Genomic DNA, 16,809 nt, shown 5'->3' on the forward strand with positions numbered 1-16,809 from the left:
ACGGTGGCGACGGCGGCCGCGTTCGCGGCACCGTACCTACCCGATCGGGCAGGTACCTACCTGGCCGTCGGCTGGTGGGGAGCCTTTGCGTGGCGCTGTAACCTTGATCACAGGGTAGAGGGCCACTCCGCTACCGCAACGTTCAGGGGCGCCGATGATCGAGACTGCCGAGACCGGGCAGGCGCTGCACGATCTGCACTCGCACCGCAGTTCCGTCGAGGCGCCGCGCGTGCTGAAGTTCCATGCGCCGGAAATCGTGTTCGGGCAGGATTCGCTCGGCGAAGTAGCGCACGCAGCCCTTCGCCTCGGGGCGCGACGCCCGCTGGTCGTGACCGACGCAGGCCTCCTCGACACCGGGTGGGTCGCGCAGCTCGTGCATCACCTCGAAGCTCAGGGGCTGTCGCCGACGTCGTGGAGCGGACTCACGCCCAACCCCAAAGACATCGAGATAGAGGCGGGTCACGAGATCTATCAGGAGTCGGGATGCGACGTCCTCGTCGCGATCGGTGGCGGATCGGTGATGGACGCCGCGAAGGGAATCGCGGTACTGGCGGGAAACGGTGGTTCGATACTCGACTACGAGGGGGTCGATCGCGCGACGCGGCCGATTCCGCCGCTCGTGATGGTGCCGACGACGTCGGGGACCGGAGCCGACGTGTCGCAGTTCTGCATCGTCACCGACACGACCCGTTCGACCAAGATCACCATTCTCGGTCGCGCGCTCGTTCCCGACATCACCGTCATCGACCCTCGGTTGCTCACCACGATGCCGGAATGGCTCAATGCTGCAACCGGTCTCGACGCCCTCACTCATGGGATCGAAGCATTCGTCTCGCTCGGCCACAACCAGCTCACCGACCACCACGCGCTTCGCGCCGTGACGATGGTGACCTCGCACCTCGCACAGACCATGGACGTCCCGACCGACATGACGGCACGAACGTCCATGGCGCAGGCAAGCCTCGAGGCTGGACTGGCGTTCACCAACGCCATCCTCGGGGCCACCCACGCGATGAGCCATCAAGTCGGGGGACTGCTCGACCTGCCCCACGGGGTCATCAACGGTGTGCTGCTGCCGCACGTGATCCGCTTCAACGCAGCAACCGATCCGATGCCGTACGTAGCAATCGCAACCAGTCTCGGTCTGCCCGAGGGCCGAGGACCGGCAGAGGAAGCGGCGTTCGCTGTCGCCGCCCGCGTCGAAGAACTCGCGCGCCAGGTCGGAGTCCCGAAGGGCCTCGCCGAGATCGGAGTGAGCGACGACGACATCGACGTACTCGCCACCAACGCGTTGCGCGACGCGTGCATGTCCACCAATCCGCGCCACGCGTCCCACGAGGAGATGGCGGCATTGTTCAGGACCGCGTTGTGACGGCCCAGCAGCCGGATCTCTCGTTGCTGACAGGGCTGCGGTCGGGAAAGAGCACCTTCTATCCGCAGTACCGTGGCGCCGCCGAGAGACTCGAACGCGTCGTACATGCACTCGAACTGATCTCTCGTGCCCTGGTACGTACGGTCGACGGACCGGAGACGCTGATCTGTGCTGTCGCCGAAGCCGCACGGGCTCACCTGAGCGCGGAGTGGGTGGTCTTCGCTCTCGCCGACGGTGCACTGCCGGACGCCGGGCCCCGGCGCCTCGTACTCGGGCCGGATGCCACGCCGTTCCTGGTCGACAACGTCGTCGGCCCTCCGTTGCCGGACGACGTCGTGGACTGCCTGGAGTCGATCAGACTGGCGAGGATCGGCGACGGTCGGGACCCGCAGATCGAAACCCACCACGCCTTCGTTCCGATCGCACTGGACGGCGGCGTGGTCGGCGCTTTCGCCGCGTGGACATCGACCCATCGTGTGCTCGACGCGACCGATTCCGCAGTCCTCAGCATTCTGGCCAGTCAAACCGCTGTGGCACTGCAGAATTCGGCCCTGTATCAGAGCCGCCGAGTTCTTCTCGAACGCGCAGAGAACGCCTACTCCGAAGCGCACCGTACCGCTGCCGATCTCGCTGTCCGCAATGCCGAACTCGAAGCCACTCAACGGCAGCTGGGCGCCGCACATCGTCATCAGGTCCTGGACGAGGAACGCCACCGAATCGCACGAGAGCTGCACGACAGCGTCACTCAAGCAGTGCTGTCCGCCGGCATGCAGATCGAGGTCTGCCTCGGCGACATCCCGGCCGACGAACGTGCCGAAAGACTGGATCTGGCCAAGGATCTCACCCGCCGTGCCGTCGAGCAGCTACGTTCGGCGATCTATGCGCTCAATCACGCCCAGGACGCGGACCGCACGTCGCTCCCCGAGATGCTGGAACAACTGTCCGTGGTGCACATGCCCGACGAGCTACAGGTCTCGCTTCGGGTGGAGGGCACTCCGGTGGAATTGGGCAGCGACTGCGAACACGATCTGTTGCGTATCGCCGGTGAAGCGTTGTTCAACACCGCTGTTCACGCGAGCGCGCACCGAGCGGTCATCCGACTCGCGTATCGCGACGCAGGTGTATCGCTCTCGATTGCCGACGACGGCAACGGCGACCCGGGGCATCTGCGCCTGATGCAGCGGTTGGCGGAGAACAACGATGTGGACGGACGGCATCGTGGGCTCGCGAACATGGCAGCACGAGCACGTGAGCACGGAGGTGTTCTCGAAATCCGGCGGGCCCGAATCGGAGGAGTGCGCATTTCGGTACGCATCCCTTCTCGAGAGAGTGAGCAATCATGACCGTATCGACGACTGTGGTCAGAATCGTGCTCGTGGACGATCACGCCATTCTGCGAGACGGACTCAGATCCGTTCTCGAACGTGAAGCGGATCTGTCCGTCGTGGGCGAAGCATCCTCGCGGGCCGAGGGCCTGGCCGTCGTCGAACGGGTGAAGCCGGACATCGTGCTGATGGACCTCAAATTGTCCGCCAGTACCGACTACGAGGGCCTCGCCCTGTGCGCACAGTTGTCCGGAGCGCATCCGACCATCGGGCTGCTGGTCCTGACGACATTTCTCGACGACCGGCTCGTGGTGGAGGCCGTGCACGCGGGCGCACGGGGATACGTCGTGAAGGACGTCGACACCACCGAGCTCGTCCGAGCGATTCGGGCCGTGTCTCGTGGTGAGAGCGCCTTCGACTCTCGCAGCGCATCAGCGGTCATCAGGTCGCTCAACGGACAGGGGTCCGCCGTCGAGCGGCTTACCGACCGTGAACTGGAAGTGCTGCGACTTCTGGCAACGGGGTTGTCCAACAACAGCATCGGAACCCGATTGTTCATCTCCGCGACCACGGTCAAGTTCCACGTCAGCAACATCATGCGCAAGCTCGGGGTGAGTCGGCGAGCGGAAGCGGTCTACGCGGCCAGCAAGCAGGGCCTCATCTGATCGACACCGCCCGCGCGTCGGCGGGCGTGGTGTCGAGAACCAACCAGCCTCCGTGGAATTCGTCGACCTGGTAGGGCAGGGAAAAACCCAGCCCTATCCTGTCCAGGGCAGCGTCGTCGAAAGTCCTGACGTGCCCGTGGCATGCCGTTGCTTCGCTTTCGTACGGCACGGCGATCACGACTCGACGACGAGCGATCCGAATGGCCTCGTCGATGATTCCGGCGCCGAGTTCTTCGTCGACATGTTCGAGCAGATGAAGAGCGGTGACCGTGTCCGCGCTGTTCGGCGGCACCGGAATCCCCGATGCGTCGCAGGTGAGTACGTCGAGGGTCGCGCCCAGATGCGGAGCGACGGTCCGCAGCAGATTCATGGTCCCGGCGGACAGGTCCGTGGCGGTGACGTCGACACCGTCGAGGGCGAGCCTGAGCGGGAAGAACCCGAAGCAGGATCCGAGATCCAGGACGGACCCCGTGACGAGAGCCTCCGCACGTGCGTGCACCGGCGCGAAATCGGCGGCACCCGAGAGGAGGTCGTCGAGTGAATTTCGGTAGTAGGTCGTCCACGCCTGCACCGGATCGGACACGGTGGTCAACACGAGCCCGACCATGACGAGTTCGAACTCGCGCTGCGACAGATTCAGATCCGTGACTCTCTGCACCACGCTTTCACCGATGTGAGCGGACGACAGAGCGTGCTCGACGAGTAGTGGTGCGGTGCAGCGCACGTCGACCGTGCCCGCTGCGAGGGATGCGGAGAATTCGACGGTCACGCCGTCGTGAGTCCATCGCCCCTGGTGCGCCGGGGCGAGCGCGTCGAGTTCGGTCATATCGAGTCTTTCCTAGAGTGCACCCGGGCCCTGTGTGCCGGCACCGGTGTCGAGACCGGCGTACAGGGTGCGAGTGCCATCGGACAGCAATGAAGCGAGATCGAGCTCGTCGTCCGTCAACCACTGCTCGTACGCCGAGATTGCCACACCGAGGACCATCCAGCCAACTGTTCGCGGAAAATGGTCGGTCGGCGCGGAATCGGTTCGGGCTGCCACGTATTGGGCGATCACCTCACGCCACCCCTCGTACATCAGCATCGAGTAACCCTGCAGCGCGGGATTGCGGAGGATGAGCTCCATGCGTTGGCGATGAACCGGCGTCTCGTCGTCGGGGAAGGTGTTGAACTGGAGGAGCGCCGACCGTATGCCGTCGGCGAGGGAAACATCGTGGGGGAGCGAACAGAGCAGGGTGCGCAGCGCGGTCAACTGCTCGTCGAAATCGCCCCATGGCACCGCGTTCTTGGACGCGAAGTATCGGAAGAAAGTGCGACGTGCGATCCCCGCAGCGTCGGCGATGTCGTCGACGCTCGTGGAGTCGAAACCGTTCTTGGCGAACAGTTCGATCGCGATGTCGCTGATTTGCCCCCGCGTCGTGGACGGGCGTCGACCTACCCGGCTGGACGGTTTCCTGCGACTGACCACTTTTTTCTCTCCGATAGGTGTCTTTATGCACTCGATGCCATTATGGTGGTGAACCAAGTCACTGTCACCGATGACTGTGATCCGTTCGATAATTCTCGCCGATGGAGGTACACCGATGTCTCAGAACCCGAAGACCGATGTGACGAACGCAGCCGTAGTCGAATCCGACCTGGTCGAGGAGTCGCTGGTGGAAGAAGTGTCCATCGACGGCATGTGCGGCGTCTACTGACATGTCGGCACCCGTGAAGGCACTCCCAGCCGTGGACCTCGACGCTCGGTGGGCTCTTCACCCGCAGGTGGCGCTGCGTCCCGAATCCTTCGGGGCGCTGCTCTACCACTTCGGGACACGGAAGCTCTCCTTTCTGAAGAATCGCACGATCGTAGCGATCATCGAATCCTTCCCCCAGCATCCGGATATGCGGTCCGCGATCTCCGCAGCCGGAATCGATCAGTCGGCCCGCGCGCCGTACGTGAAAGCGCTCGCCACTCTGGCCGATTCGAAGATGATCACCAAGCTCTGACACCGGAACAGCCCTTCCGTTGTTCGACACCCCCTGTCTTCGAGAGGACAGCGAAATGACCTCCATGCTCGAAAGGCCGGCGCCACCACCCGCGGTGGGCAAGCTGGTCGACCAGTTCGAACTCGGCCTCGACGCGCCGATCTGTCTGACCTGGGAACTGACTTATGCCTGCAATCTCTCCTGCGTGCACTGTCTGTCGTCCTCGGGCCGGCGAGATCCACGCGAACTGAGTACCGAGCAGTGCAAATCGATCATCGACGAGTTGCAGAAGATGCAGGTCTTCTACGTCAACATCGGCGGGGGCGAGCCGACCGTGCGCTCGGATTTCTGGGAACTCGTCGACTATGCGACCGCCCATCAGGTCGGAGTGAAATTCTCCACCAACGGCGTCAAGATCAACAAGGAAGTGGCTGCTCGTCTGGCCGCCTCGGACTACGTCGACGTGCAGATCTCCATCGACGGAGCAACTGCAGAGGTCAACGACGCAGTACGTGGACCCGGTTCGTTCGACATGGCGTGCCGCGCACTCGAGAATCTGCGTGAGGCAGGTTTCAAGGACGCGAAGATCTCCGTTGTCGTCACTCGCCACAACGTCAGTCAGCTCGACGACTTCAAAGCGCTCGCCGACAAGTACGGTGCGACGCTGCGCATCACGCGACTTCGGCCCTCGGGTCGCGGTGCCGACGTGTGGGACGATCTGCACCCGACGGCGGGTCAGCAGCGCGAGCTGTACAACTGGCTCGTCGCCAACGGCGAAGGCGTACTCACCGGAGACTCCTTCTTCCACCTGTCCGCGTTCGGTGACGCGCTGCCCGGGTTGAATCTGTGTGGCGCCGGCCGTGTCGTGTGCTTGATCGATCCGATCGGGGACGTGTACGCGTGCCCCTTCGCAATCCACGAGCAGTTCCTCGCCGGGAACATCGTCCGTGACGCAAAAGACGGTATGGGCGGATTTCAATCCGTCTGGCAGACATCGGAGTTGTTCCAGGAACTGCGATCGCCGCAGACGTCGGGTGCATGCACCAAGTGCTCGTTCTTCGATTCGTGCCGAGGCGGCTGCATGGCAGCGAAATTCTTCACCGGTCTCCCGATGGACGGTCCGGACCCCGAATGCGTGATCGGCAACGGCGAACTCGCGCTGGCGGCAGCAGGCGAGATCCCCAAGTCCAGCGTCGATCACTCTCGCTCCGGTGAGCGTAAGACACCCCGTAAATCGGTTCCGCTCACGTTGATGATGCGGCCCCCGGCAAAGATCTGCGACGAGAACCCGCTCGCAGGAATGGAATAGGAAGAAATACATCATGGCCAAGAGTGCGTGGTTCGAAACCGTTGCCGAGGCGCAACGGCGCGCCAAGAAGCGTCTGCCCAAGTCCGTGTACGCCGCGCTGGTGGCGGGCTCGGAACGGGGAATCACCGTCGACGACAACACCGCGGCGTTCGGCGAGCTCGGTTTCGCGCCCCATGTGGCAGGTCTGTCGGACAAGCGTGACCTTGCGACGACGGTCATGGGGCAACCACTGTCATTCCCGGTCATGATCTCGCCGACGGGTGTGCAGGCCGTACACCCGGACGGTGAGGTCGCCGTGGCCAGGGCGGCCGCGGCGCGTGGAATTCCGATCGGACTGTCCTCGTTCGCGAGCAAGTCCGTCGAGGAGGTCACGGCGGCGAACCCGCAGACGTTCTTCCAGATGTACTGGGTCGGTTCTCGAGAAGTGTTGCTGCAACGTATGGAGCGTGCGCGTGCAGCGGGCGCGGTGGGTCTGATCATGACGCTCGACTGGTCTTTCTCCAACGGTCGCGACTGGGGTAGCCCGTCGATTCCGGAAAAGATGGATCTGAAAGCGATGTGGCAGTTCGCGCCCGAGGGCATCACCCGCCCGAAGTGGTTGTGGGAGTTCGCGAAGACCGGGAAGATTCCTGACCTGACCACCCCGAACCTCACGCCGCCCGACGGTGGTGCCGCGCCGACGTTCTTCGGTGCATACGGCGAATGGATGGGCACCCCGCTTCCGACGTGGGAGGACGTCGCCTGGCTGCGCGAGCAGTGGGGTGGACCATTCATGTTGAAGGGGGTCATGCGCGTCGACGACGCCAAGAAGGCCGTGGACGCGGGAGTCAGTGCGATCTCCGTCTCGAACCACGGCGGAAACAACCTCGATGGGACCCCGGCACCGATCCGCGCGTTGCCTGCGATCGCCGATGCCGTCGGCGATCAGATCGAGATCACTCTCGACGGTGGAATCAGAAGGGGAAGCGACGTCGTCAAGGCCCTCGCCCTCGGCGCCAAGGCGGTATTGATCGGGCGCGGTTACCTGTGGGGTCTGGCCGCCAACGGGCAGGCAGGTGTGGAGAATGTTCTCGACATCCTGCGAGGCGGTGTGGATTCGGCGGTTCTCGGCCTCGGGCATTCGTCGGTGCACGACCTGTCGCCGTCGGATGTAGTCATGCCGCTCGGATTCGACCGGAAGCTCGGCGTCTGACCCAGGGTGTCCATCGACAACGAGTGGTTCGAGACCGTGGCGGAGGCACAGCGCCGTGCGAAGAGGAGACTTCCTCGGTCCGTCTACTCCGCGTTGCTGGCGGGTTCGGAACAGGGCGTCACGGTTGCGGACAACTCAGCGGCATTCGCCGAACTGGGATTTGCGCCCCACGTAGCGGGGCTGTCCGATATACGCGATCTGTCGACGACGCTGATGGGTCAGCCGATGTCGTTCCCCGCCATGATCTCGCCGACGGGTGTGCAAGCGGTGCATCCGGACGGTGAGGTCGCGGTGGCCAGAGCTGCTGCAGCGCGCGGGATTCCGATGGGTTTGTCGCTGTTCGCGAGCAAGCCGATCGAGGACGTCGTCGCCGCGAACCCGCAGACGTTCTTTCAGCTGCACTGGGTGGGGTCGAGGGACTTCCTGCTCCACATGGTCGAGCGAGCGCGCGCAGCGGGCGCAGCCGGGCTGATTCTGACCATGGATTGGTCGTTCTCGGAGGGCCGAGACTGGGGGAGTCCGGCCATTCCGGAGCGGGTCGATCTACGCACCATGGTTCGATTCGCGCCGGAGGCCGTGATGCATCCCCGGTGGCTCGGACGGTGGGCGCGTTCGGGTTCGATCCCTGACCTGACGGCACCGAACCTGACACCCCCAGGCGGCGCTCCGCCGACATTCTTCGGCGCCTACCGCGAGTGGATGTCGACTCCGCTACCGACGTGGGAGGACATTGCCTGGCTGCGTGAGCAGTGGGGCGGGCCGTTCATGCTCAAGGGCATCACACGCGTCGACGATGCGGAGCGGGCCGTCGACATCGGATGCACTGCACTGTCGGTGTCCAATCACGGTGGCAACAATCTGGACGGAACACCTGCCTCGATTCGTTTGCTGCCCAGCATCGTCGGGGCGGTGGGGGACCGCGTCGAGATCACACTCGACGGTGGTGTCCGCCGGGGAAGCGACATCGCGAAAGCCGTAGCTCTCGGGGCACGCGCAATACTGATCGGTCGTGCGTACCTGTGGGGACTCGCGGCGGCCGGGCAGGCCGGCGTCGAGAACGTGCTCGACATTCTTCGAGGAGGCCTCGACTCGACGGTGCTCGGGTTGGGCCACTCGACCGTGCACGGGCTGTCCCCGTCGGACATCGTCGTTCTTACAAATTGATCCGGCTCGCGCTGGATCTCAGCAGGCCCACCAGCGTGGGATCCTCCGGGTCCAGCCGACCGGTGCGACCGATCACCGCGATGCAGCCCGAGACGCGGCCGTCGGCGTCGCGGACCGGCACCGCCGCGGCCGACCTTCCCATCTTCATCTCGTCGCGTTCCGTGGCGAGGTCGGTGGCACGGATTCGACTGAGCTCGATCGCGAGGTCGGCTAGATCGACGATGGTGTGGGACGTGAACCTGCGCAGATCCGTCAACGCGTCGCCGTCGGGATGGTTGGCCAACAACAACTTTCCGATCGCCGACGCGTGCACGTGTGTCGCCAGAGCCGTCTCGCCGGTCAGCTCGTGATCGGGGTCCCGGTCGAGAAGCCTGACTCGGCCGCCCGTGTACGCCGCCAGATAGACCCCGAAGCGGGTCCCGCTGCGTAGATCGTCGATCACCTCCGAATAGTCCACGTCCGCTGCAGGTGCGGCGCCGGCGAGCTCCCGAGTTCGACGACCGAGGGCGAATCCCGACAGGTCGTCGATCCGCACCAGAAATCCGTCGGCGACCAGAAGGTTGAGCAATCGGTACGCGGTGGCGGGCGGCGTCGACGTCGCATGAGCGATCTCCTTTGCCGTCGCGCCCGAACCGAGACGCGCGACGGCTTCGAGCAACGCAAGTGCTTTCTGGACCGCGCGGGGTTCGTGCCCTCCGAGCTCGTGGGGTCGTGCGGTTCTCAGTGCCATCAGCGCGATTCGGGCGCGGGGGATTTCACCAGGGCAACCGCGCCGCGCACGTTCTCGCCGTACGTCACCGCGCCGGGCAGCACGTCGTGACTCTCTGCACTGTCGAACACTCCGACGGCGTCGAGCGACCGAGGCCGCCTGCGATGGAGAATGGCACGCCAAGCAAGTCCTGAAGCACCCAGGACGCCGAGCATCGCGAGCAACGTGATGTTCTGTTGCACACCCACCGTGAACATGAGGTTGGCGAGGATCGCCGTGCCGGAGACGCACGCCAGGACCCCGGCGCACACGACGGGTTTCGTCAGCTCACCGATGCGTCGCAGGAAGACCACCGCAGCTACCGAGGCGACAGCGTATCCGACGATGACAGCGGCCCGGGCCAACAGGCGAACGTCCTCGAGCAGCCGAAGGTTGTCGACGATCGGGAAGCCGGCGGCGAGCGCCAGCAGCGAACCGAGCCCGACGACGACTCCGACGACGATCAGGAGTGCAACGTGCGGGGTTCGAAACACTCGGTGCACGCGGGCGACTCGGCGCGTGATCACGTTCTCGACACCCATCGTGTACAGCAGCCGCGATGCCGCATTCGACGATGCCATGGCGGAGGCCAACCACGAGAAACTCAGGCCGAGGTTCAACGCGACGACGAGCCACGCGTCGATACCCGTCGACGTCCCGTGCTGGTAGGCGCCGAGAAGTACGCCGCCGCGGCCGGACCAGACAGCCCACGCGGCGAACGTGAACAACGCGCCGCAGATGATCGGGGTGAGAAGGACCGTTCTGGTGACGTTGACGAGAGGCCGCTTCGCCTCGGGGGCGAAGAAGGTGGCGCTCTCGAATCCGGCCAGGGCGAACATGGCTCCGAGCGCGACGATCATGAGCCCGTTCGGCGCCCCGGACGGTTCGATCTCGACCGGTCCGCTACTGGGAAACACGAGAAGGGCGGTGATGAACAGCAGCGAGCAGACTTCCACTAGGAGGATGGCCGTCGCGGCGAATCTGACTCCGCGGAGCAGACACGCGAGCATTGCCGCCGCGATCGCACCGTGCACCAGGACAATGCTCACGATTCCGCTTGTGGGCGCGCCCAATTCGCGGAGAACCGTGTGGACGGCCTGCCCTCCGAAGTACAGGGTCATCGCGCCACTTGCGCAGTACTTGCACAGCATGGCTGCGCCCACGGTCAGCGCACCCCTCGGTCCCGATCCCTTGACCGCGAAGCTGTACAGGCCGCCGGACGAGGAGAACCTCCGGGTGAACTGCGAGACGCAGAATGCGATCAGCGACACCACTATCGTCGCCGCCAGGATCGTCAGAACCCCGGCGAGCATGGTTTCGTGGGTAAGCATCGTGATCGGCAGAATCACCATCGATGCGGCAGGTGCCGTCGTGGCCACGGACTGGGCGAACACTTCGATTCCCGACAGCTGTCTCCGGCCGAGGGCGCGCAGCGGTGACAGTGCGGGGCGCTCGGGCTCCCGCGCTCCGAAGGACGCGGTGATTGCGTGTTCCAGTGCAGACATGATGGCCGAAAAATAGCGGTGGAATGTTGCGCCCGGATTGCGTGAATGCTTCACCTGTTCGCACGCGAGTGATAACACTCCGCGAAACCGTCACTGCTTCTCACTGCACCAGTCGCAAGACGTTTCGTGTGCTACCCATTTCGGAATTGTGTGCGTTCCACGATTGCCCTGACTCGAAACCAGTGATTTCGACGGCCAGGGCTACCTGGGGTGGGCAGAAGGAGTGGAAGAGCACATGGGAGTTACACGGAGATCGTTCATGCGGGGACTCGGGGTCACCGGAGGCGCTGGTCTCGCCTACGGCGCGATGTCGACGTTGGGATTGGCGCCGTCGGCGACAGCGGTCCCCAGACGATTCCAGGCGCCGGCGATGGCCGATCTGATCGGGCGAGTCGACGGCAGCCCCACCGTGGTCGTGCTGGGCGGTGGACCGGCTGGGCTGTGCGCCACGTACGAGTTGCAGAAGGCGGGCTACTCGGTGACGATCCTCGAGGCCCGGCAGCGTCCGGGCGGGCGCGTGTGGTCGATCCGCGGCGGAGCGGAGGAAACGGATCTCAACGGGGAGACGCAGAAATGTACCTTCTCCGACGGGCACTTCTACAACGTCGGCGCGACTCGAATCCCGCAGAGCCACATCACGATGGACTACTGCAGAGAACTCGGCGTCGAGCTTCAGACCTTCGGCAATCAGAATGCCAACACCGTTGTCAACTACAAGAGTGACACGTCCCTGAACCAGAAGTCCGTGTCCTATCGCGCAGCGAAGGCCGACACCTACGGCTACATGTCCGAGTTGTTGCAGAAGGCCGCGAGTCGCGGTGCACTCGACGATGTACTCACCCCGGACGACAAGGACGCTCTGTCGGAATTTCTCGCCGATTTCGGAGACCTGTCCGACGACGGCAGATACATAGGATCGTCGCGGCGCGGGTACTCGTCGGAACCGAATGCGGGCCTCGACTTCGGGACCGAGATCGAGCCGTACGGCATGTCGGAGGTCATCCGCAGTGGTATCGGACGGAACTTCAGTTTCGAGTTCGGGTACGACCAGGCCATGCTGATGTTCACCCCCGTCGGGGGTATGGACCGCATCTACTACGCGTTCGCCGAGTCCATCGGCGAGGACAACATCGTCTACGGTGCCGAAGTCACCGCCATGAAGAACACCTCCGGCGGTGCGACCGTCGAGTACGTCAAGGACGGATCCGCACAGTCGATCTCGGCGGACTACGTGATCTGCACTATTCCGCCGAACCTCATCGGGCGGATGGACACCAATCTGCCTGCCGACGTACTCGCCGCCAATCGCGCGGCGAAGGCGTCGTCGTCGGGCAAGCTCGGCATCGAGTACTCACGCCGGTGGTGGGAGACCGACGAGCGCATCTACGGTGGTGCGAGCAACACCGATCTCGACATCTCGCAGATCATGTTCCCCTACGACCACTACAACTCCGACCGAGGCGTGGTCGTCGGCTACTACAACTCCGGCAAACGGCACGTGGCATTCGAATCGCTCACGCACAAGCAGCGTTTGGCGAAAGCTCTCGCCGAAGGGTCTCTCGTCCACGGCGAGAAGTACACCAAGGACATCTCGAGTTCGTTCTCGGGAAGTTGGCGCCGAACCAAGTATTCCGAGAGCGCGTGGGCGAACTGGGCCGGGTCGGGGGGATCGCACGGCGGCACGGCCACGGCCGAGTACGAGTTGCTGCTGAAGCCGGTCGATCGCATCTACTTCGCCGGGGACCACCTGTCCAATGCCATCGCGTGGCAGCACGGCGCCTTCACCTCCGCACGCGACGTCGTCACTGCGCTCCACGAGCGCGTCGTCGCGTCCTGACATCTCACTTCCACGAAAGGAAATCTCTTGTCCAAGGTCACACGTTCCTTCTACGCTGCGCTCGCTGCCGGTGCCGTCGTGTTCACGGCGGCGTGCTCGTCGGACTCCTCGGCCGCTGAGACCTCGACCGACATGGCGCCGGGCGCCAGGTCGGTCCTCGAAGCGGGGGAGTCGAATCCGATGATCGCCCAGGGAGTCGAGATCGCCGGGGACGCAACGGTGTACAAGACGAGCGGTATCGGCCCGACCGCGATGAACGAGGACGCTGCCACCGGCACTCCCGAGTCCTTCGTCGACACCGACGAGTTCTCCGGCGGCACGCTCCCCGACGGCGTCACCGTCACCGAAGCGCAAGGCATCAACGTCCTGAAGAAGATCAGGGACAACCTCGAAGCCGAAGGCTATTCGCTCGAGGACGTGGTGACCATGCGTGTGTTCCTCGACAACGCACCCGGCGCCGCGGTCGCGGACTTCGCCGGCTGGAACCGGGCGTACCGGCAGTTCTTCGCCAACACCAACCTGGACTCGGACGAGACGGAACTGGTGCCGATGGGTACCGCGGAGCCTGCGGCACCGATGGAGCGCAACTCGGCACGACCGACCCGCTTCGCGCTCGAAGTCGCCACCCTCCCCGTTCCCGGCTGGCTCGTGGAGGTGGAGGTCGACGCGGTCAAGTAACCCTCACAGACGAACGCGGCGGTCCGCACGAGATGCGGTGGATGCGACGAGGACAGCGTTGTCCTCGTCGCTTCCGTGCGTCCACGCCCGTGCTTCGAAGTCCGTTTTACCGAACATGCTGTGCCGCTCCACGAGTCGGTTGCGGCGCAGTTCGTCGTCGATGTCGATGAACCAGACTTCGTCGATCTCGGCACGTGCCAGTGGCCAGTCTCCCTCGTCGAGCAGAAGATAATTTCCCTCGGTGATCACCAACCCCACGTCCGGGGCGACCGCAATGCTCCCGGCGATGGGCTCTTCGAGGGTTCTGTCGAAGCTCGGCGCGTAGACGATCCCGGCGTCGTACTCCTGTCGGAGGCGACGCAGCAGATGCGCGTAGCCCGCGGCATCGAACGTGTCGGGCGCGCCCTTCCTGGCCCGACGCCCGAGAGCGTCGAGCGTGGCGTCGGCGAGATGGAACCCGTCCATGGGTACCAGTACAGCGCGGTCGGATCCGAGCTCGTCGACCAGACACCCACCGAGGGTCGACTTGCCCGCGCCGGGCGCCCCGGCTATCCCGAGGATTCGTCGGCCAGGTCCCGCCGCGAGGTCATTCGCCCACGCGATCAACTCGTTCATGTTTCGACGATAGGCCGACAGGCGGCACTTGTCGTTCACGCCGCCTCGGTCACCGCCGAGCAGTGAAACTCACGGACGGCCGAAGCCGGACAGCAAACCCGCGTATGCCTTGGGTGGAGGTGGTGCGAATTCGCTCCGCTTTCCAGTGCGCAGACCCATGGTGACGAGAGACTGAACGGCGAGCACTGCCGCGGCGACACCGTCGACGACCGGCACCCCGATCTCCGACGAGATGTGCTCGCACAAGTCGGCCATGCCGGCGCAGCCGAGCACGATGGCGTCGCTTCCGTCGGATTCCAGAGCGTCACGACATGCCTCGGTGACGATCTTGCGGGCGTCCGGGTCGGTCTCGAGGTCGAGGACAGGAATGTCGCATGCGTGGACCGCGAGGCATGTGCGAGTGAAACCGTAGTGGTCGGCGAGGTCCTGCGCTCTGCCCGTGGTGCGTTCCAGGGTGGTGACCACGGAGAACCCTCGGCCGAGGAAGCTCGCAGCGTGCATCGCGGCTTCGGCGATGCCGACGACGGGGCCTACGGCAGCTTCACGGGCGGCCTCGATGCCCGGATCGCCGAAGCAGGCGATGACGTAACCGTCGGCGCCCTGTCGTTCGCCGATCGCGATTTGTTCGAGAATGCCGGGCACGCTGAGTGCTTCGTCGACGTGCGATTCGATGGAGGCGGGCCCCATCGTCGGATTGACCGCGTCGACGAGCGTGCCCGGACCGGCTACGGCCCGGGCACACCTCCCGATCGTGTCGGTCATCGACGATGTGGTGTTGGGATTGATGACCTTGATGAGCACCTGCAGAATCCTATGCGCTCACGGAATCGTCGAGATGGTTCGTCACGGCGAGCTTGGTCCTGGTGGCGAGAACGTAGTACAGCCCGAACCCGATTCCGCATCCGATGAACCAGCTGTACTTGGACGCGGTCGCCATCCCTGCGATCTCCATTCCCTCGATGGCGCCGTTGAACAGCACCGGGAACATGGCGATCAGTGCGCCGACGATCGTGGCGTACACGGCGGCGGGGTTGTAACCCTTGGAGTACCAGTACTTTCCGGCAGGAGACATGGTGAACAGTTCGTCCACGACGACCTTCTGCTTGCGCACCAGGTAGTAGTCCGCGATCAGGACGCCGAACAGTGGGCCGATGAATGCGCCGAGCGTCTCGAGCGTGAGGTGGATGACCTCGGGGTTGTTGTAGAGGTTCCACGGGGTGATCAGGACCGAGCCGACGGCGGCGATCATGCCGCCTGCCCGCCAGCTGATCTTCTGCGGGCTGACGTTGGAGAAGTCGAAGGCGGGGGAGATGAAGTTCGCGACGATGTTGATGCCGATCGTCGCGATGGTGAACGTCAAGGCACCGAGGACGATGGCGAAGGTGCTGTCGATCCGGGCGACCGTCTCCACCGGGTCGGTGATGAGTTCACCGAACACAGGCAGCGTCAGGGACGCGGTGACGACGACAAGGATGGAGAAGACCAGGAAGTTGACCGGCAGTCCGAGGAAGTTTCCCTTCTTCACTGCGGCGTAGGACTTTCCGTAACGGGAGAAGTCGCCGAAGTTGAGCATGGGGCCGGAGAAGTAGGAGACGACGAGCGCAATGGCGCCGAGCATGACCGGAACTGAACTGAATCCCGTGTACTCGACCTCGCCCAGGTTCAGATCGATTGCACCCCAGCCGGCCTTCCAGATGAGGTAGCCGCACAGCGCGAACATGACCACGTAGACGGCAGGCCCACAGAAGTCGATGAACTTCCGAATCGATTCCATGCCGCGCCAGAAGACAGCCGCCTGCAGTACCCACAGGAACAGGAAGCTCGCCCATCCGAGTGCGGAGAGGCCGGCGAAACCGTAGTCGGCGGTGACGGCGTACGGAGCAAGCGACGGGAACAGTTTGATCAGGACGATATCGAGCGCCGCCGACGCCAGAAATGTCTGAATCCCGTACCAGGCCACCGCGATCAAACCGCGGATGATGGCAGGGATGTTTGCACCCAGGACACCGAACGACGCCCGGCACATCACCGGGTACGGAACGCCTGCCACCTGGCTGGGCTTGGCGACCAGATTGCAGAAGAAGTAGACGATGGTGATGCCGACGAGCAGGGACACCAGGACCTGCCAACTGGCCAGTCCGAGTGCGAAAAGGCTACCTGCGGTGACATATCCACCGACGGAATGCACGTCGGACATCCAGAACGCGAACAGGTTGTACGACGTCCACGATTGTTTCTTCAACGGCGCGAGGTCTTCGTTGGTGAGTCTCGGGTCGTAGCTGTCCTTGATCAGTCCACCGCCGACGGGATGGCCTGCCGCCTCGATCATGTCGCCGACAGGCGATATCGAGCTGTTCGCTGTGTCTGTCATCGATGCTCCTGGTACGTCGTGCGAAAGAGCGCTTCGGGTGTGATCGGGTCTCTGCCTTCG

The 16,809-nt window shown here is 64.2% G+C and carries 17 protein-coding genes; 10 read left to right on the forward strand and 7 right to left on the reverse strand.

All coding sequences use genetic code 11. The features are described 5' to 3' along the window. Positions 1–154: 154 nt before the first annotated feature. Genes ACFULT_RS09185 through ACFULT_RS09195 form a run of 3 tightly spaced genes read left to right on the forward strand, consistent with a single transcriptional unit; the run spans position 155 to position 3,362 of the window. Positions 155–1,372 (forward strand): iron-containing alcohol dehydrogenase, encoded by a 1,218-nt coding sequence (locus ACFULT_RS09185; protein ID WP_037113532.1) that lies wholly within the window; start codon positions 155–157, stop codon positions 1,370–1,372. Further along, entirely contained in the window at positions 1,369–2,715 is a 1,347-nt protein-coding gene (locus tag ACFULT_RS09190; protein ID WP_037113530.1) for a histidine kinase, read from the forward strand. Before ACFULT_RS09185 ends, ACFULT_RS09190 begins: the two co-directional genes overlap by 4 nt. Next, positions 2,712–3,362, forward strand: a complete 651-nt coding sequence (locus ACFULT_RS09195) for a response regulator transcription factor (RefSeq protein WP_026347503.1) — start codon at positions 2,712–2,714, stop codon at positions 3,360–3,362. The genes ACFULT_RS09190 and ACFULT_RS09195 overlap by 4 nt, the downstream gene beginning before the upstream one ends. Here ACFULT_RS09195 and mftM read toward each other — a convergent pair. Both mftM and mftR read right to left on the reverse strand, forming a co-directional pair. Next, entirely contained in the window at positions 3,355–4,188 is an 834-nt protein-coding gene (mftM, locus tag ACFULT_RS09200; protein WP_378481283.1) for a mycofactocin oligosaccharide methyltransferase MftM, read from the reverse strand. The genes ACFULT_RS09195 and mftM overlap by 8 nt on opposite strands. Positions 4,189–4,200: 12 nt before the next feature. Continuing rightward, positions 4,201–4,830, reverse strand: a complete 630-nt coding sequence (mftR, locus tag ACFULT_RS09205) for a mycofactocin system transcriptional regulator (protein ID WP_037113526.1) — start codon at positions 4,828–4,830, stop codon at positions 4,201–4,203. A 115-nt stretch (positions 4,831–4,945) separates the two neighbouring features. Here mftR and mftA point away from each other — a divergent pair, with 115 nt between their 5' ends. The 5 genes from mftA to mftD (ACFULT_RS09230) are packed head-to-tail and all read left to right on the forward strand — an operon-like array spanning position 4,946 to position 8,995. Next, positions 4,946–5,059, forward strand: coding sequence for a mycofactocin precursor MftA (gene mftA, locus ACFULT_RS09210; protein ID WP_080733121.1), 114 nt, complete (start codon positions 4,946–4,948; stop codon positions 5,057–5,059). Between the two features lies 1 nt (position 5,060). Beyond that, positions 5,061–5,351 carry a mycofactocin biosynthesis chaperone MftB gene (mftB, locus tag ACFULT_RS09215; protein ID WP_037113524.1) on the forward strand — a complete coding sequence of 97 codons (291 nt, stop codon included), beginning with the start codon at positions 5,061–5,063 and terminating at the stop codon, positions 5,349–5,351. Positions 5,352–5,406: 55 nt separating this feature from the next. Then, complete coding sequence (mftC, locus tag ACFULT_RS09220; protein ID WP_094719184.1) at positions 5,407–6,639, forward strand: mycofactocin radical SAM maturase; 1,233 nt, start codon at positions 5,407–5,409, stop codon at positions 6,637–6,639. A gap of 13 nt (positions 6,640–6,652) precedes the next feature. Then, positions 6,653–7,831 carry a pre-mycofactocin synthase MftD gene (gene mftD, locus ACFULT_RS09225; protein WP_020111190.1) on the forward strand — a complete coding sequence of 393 codons (1,179 nt, stop codon included), beginning with the start codon at positions 6,653–6,655 and terminating at the stop codon, positions 7,829–7,831. 12 nt (positions 7,832–7,843) lie between these two features. Next, the gene (gene mftD, locus ACFULT_RS09230) at positions 7,844–8,995 is read left to right on the forward strand and encodes a pre-mycofactocin synthase MftD (RefSeq protein ID WP_378481363.1); all 1,152 of its coding nucleotides are present in this window, start codon (positions 7,844–7,846) and stop codon (positions 8,993–8,995) included. Here mftD (ACFULT_RS09230) and ACFULT_RS09235 read toward each other — a convergent pair. Beyond that, positions 8,985–9,725, reverse strand: coding sequence for an IclR family transcriptional regulator (locus ACFULT_RS09235; RefSeq protein ID WP_037113521.1), 741 nt, complete (start codon positions 9,723–9,725; stop codon positions 8,985–8,987). The two genes, mftD (ACFULT_RS09230) and ACFULT_RS09235, sit on opposite strands and share 11 nt — an antisense overlap. Further along, positions 9,725–11,248: an APC family permease gene (locus tag ACFULT_RS09240; protein ID WP_378481284.1), complete on the reverse strand. Its 1,524-nt coding sequence runs from the start codon at positions 11,246–11,248 to the stop codon at positions 9,725–9,727. The genes ACFULT_RS09235 and ACFULT_RS09240 overlap by 1 nt, the downstream gene beginning before the upstream one ends. A gap of 259 nt (positions 11,249–11,507) precedes the next feature. On the opposite strand from ACFULT_RS09240, the gene ACFULT_RS09245 reads away from it, so the two are divergent. Together ACFULT_RS09245 and ACFULT_RS09250 are read left to right on the forward strand one after the other, a co-directional pair. After that, complete coding sequence (locus tag ACFULT_RS09245) at positions 11,508–13,085, forward strand: flavin monoamine oxidase family protein (protein WP_378481364.1); 1,578 nt, start codon at positions 11,508–11,510, stop codon at positions 13,083–13,085. Positions 13,086–13,112: 27 nt separating this feature from the next. Continuing rightward, positions 13,113–13,763 (forward strand): Rid family hydrolase, encoded by a 651-nt coding sequence (locus ACFULT_RS09250; RefSeq protein WP_378481285.1) that lies wholly within the window; start codon positions 13,113–13,115, stop codon positions 13,761–13,763. A gap of 3 nt (positions 13,764–13,766) precedes the next feature. On the opposite strand, the gene ACFULT_RS09255 is transcribed toward ACFULT_RS09250, so the two are convergent. The 3 genes from ACFULT_RS09255 to ACFULT_RS09265 all read right to left on the reverse strand — a co-directional run bounded on the left by ACFULT_RS09255 (position 13,767) and on the right by ACFULT_RS09265 (position 16,749). Then, positions 13,767–14,378 (reverse strand): nucleoside/nucleotide kinase family protein, encoded by a 612-nt coding sequence (locus ACFULT_RS09255; protein ID WP_037113516.1) that lies wholly within the window; start codon positions 14,376–14,378, stop codon positions 13,767–13,769. A gap of 69 nt (positions 14,379–14,447) precedes the next feature. After that, a complete protein-coding gene (locus tag ACFULT_RS09260) occupies positions 14,448–15,179 on the reverse strand; it encodes an aspartate/glutamate racemase family protein (protein ID WP_378481286.1) in 732 nt (243 codons plus the stop codon). Between the two features lie 10 nt (positions 15,180–15,189). Then, a complete protein-coding gene (locus ACFULT_RS09265; protein ID WP_170947555.1) occupies positions 15,190–16,749 on the reverse strand; it encodes an NCS1 family nucleobase:cation symporter-1 in 1,560 nt (519 codons plus the stop codon). Positions 16,750–16,809: the final 60 nt, after the last annotated feature.

The sequence above is a fragment of the Rhodococcus sp. NPDC057297 genome (assembly GCF_042667435.1).
In the GTDB taxonomy this organism is placed as follows: domain Bacteria; phylum Actinomycetota; class Actinomycetes; order Mycobacteriales; family Mycobacteriaceae; genus Rhodococcoides.

Coding starts and splice junctions, on each gene's coding strand:
- ACFULT_RS09195 (WP_026347503.1), top strand. CDS start 2,712: ATGACCGTATCGACGACTGTGGTCAGAATCGTGCTCGTGGACGATCAC.
- mftM (WP_378481283.1), bottom strand. CDS start 4,188: ATGACCGAACTCGACGCGCTCGCCCCGGCGCACCAGGGGCGATGGACT.
- ACFULT_RS09255 (WP_037113516.1), bottom strand. CDS start 14,378: ATGAACGAGTTGATCGCGTGGGCGAATGACCTCGCGGCGGGACCTGGC.
- mftB (WP_037113524.1), top strand. CDS start 5,061: ATGTCGGCACCCGTGAAGGCACTCCCAGCCGTGGACCTCGACGCTCGG.
- ACFULT_RS09240 (WP_378481284.1), bottom strand. CDS start 11,248: ATGTCTGCACTGGAACACGCAATCACCGCGTCCTTCGGAGCGCGGGAG.
- ACFULT_RS09265 (WP_170947555.1), bottom strand. CDS start 16,749: ATGACAGACACAGCGAACAGCTCGATATCGCCTGTCGGCGACATGATC.
- ACFULT_RS09235 (WP_037113521.1), bottom strand. CDS start 9,725: ATGGCACTGAGAACCGCACGACCCCACGAGCTCGGAGGGCACGAACCC.
- mftD (WP_020111190.1), top strand. CDS start 6,653: ATGGCCAAGAGTGCGTGGTTCGAAACCGTTGCCGAGGCGCAACGGCGC.
- mftC (WP_094719184.1), top strand. CDS start 5,407: ATGACCTCCATGCTCGAAAGGCCGGCGCCACCACCCGCGGTGGGCAAG.
- ACFULT_RS09185 (WP_037113532.1), top strand. CDS start 155: ATGATCGAGACTGCCGAGACCGGGCAGGCGCTGCACGATCTGCACTCG.
- mftA (WP_080733121.1), top strand. CDS start 4,946: ATGTCTCAGAACCCGAAGACCGATGTGACGAACGCAGCCGTAGTCGAA.
- ACFULT_RS09245 (WP_378481364.1), top strand. CDS start 11,508: ATGCGGGGACTCGGGGTCACCGGAGGCGCTGGTCTCGCCTACGGCGCG.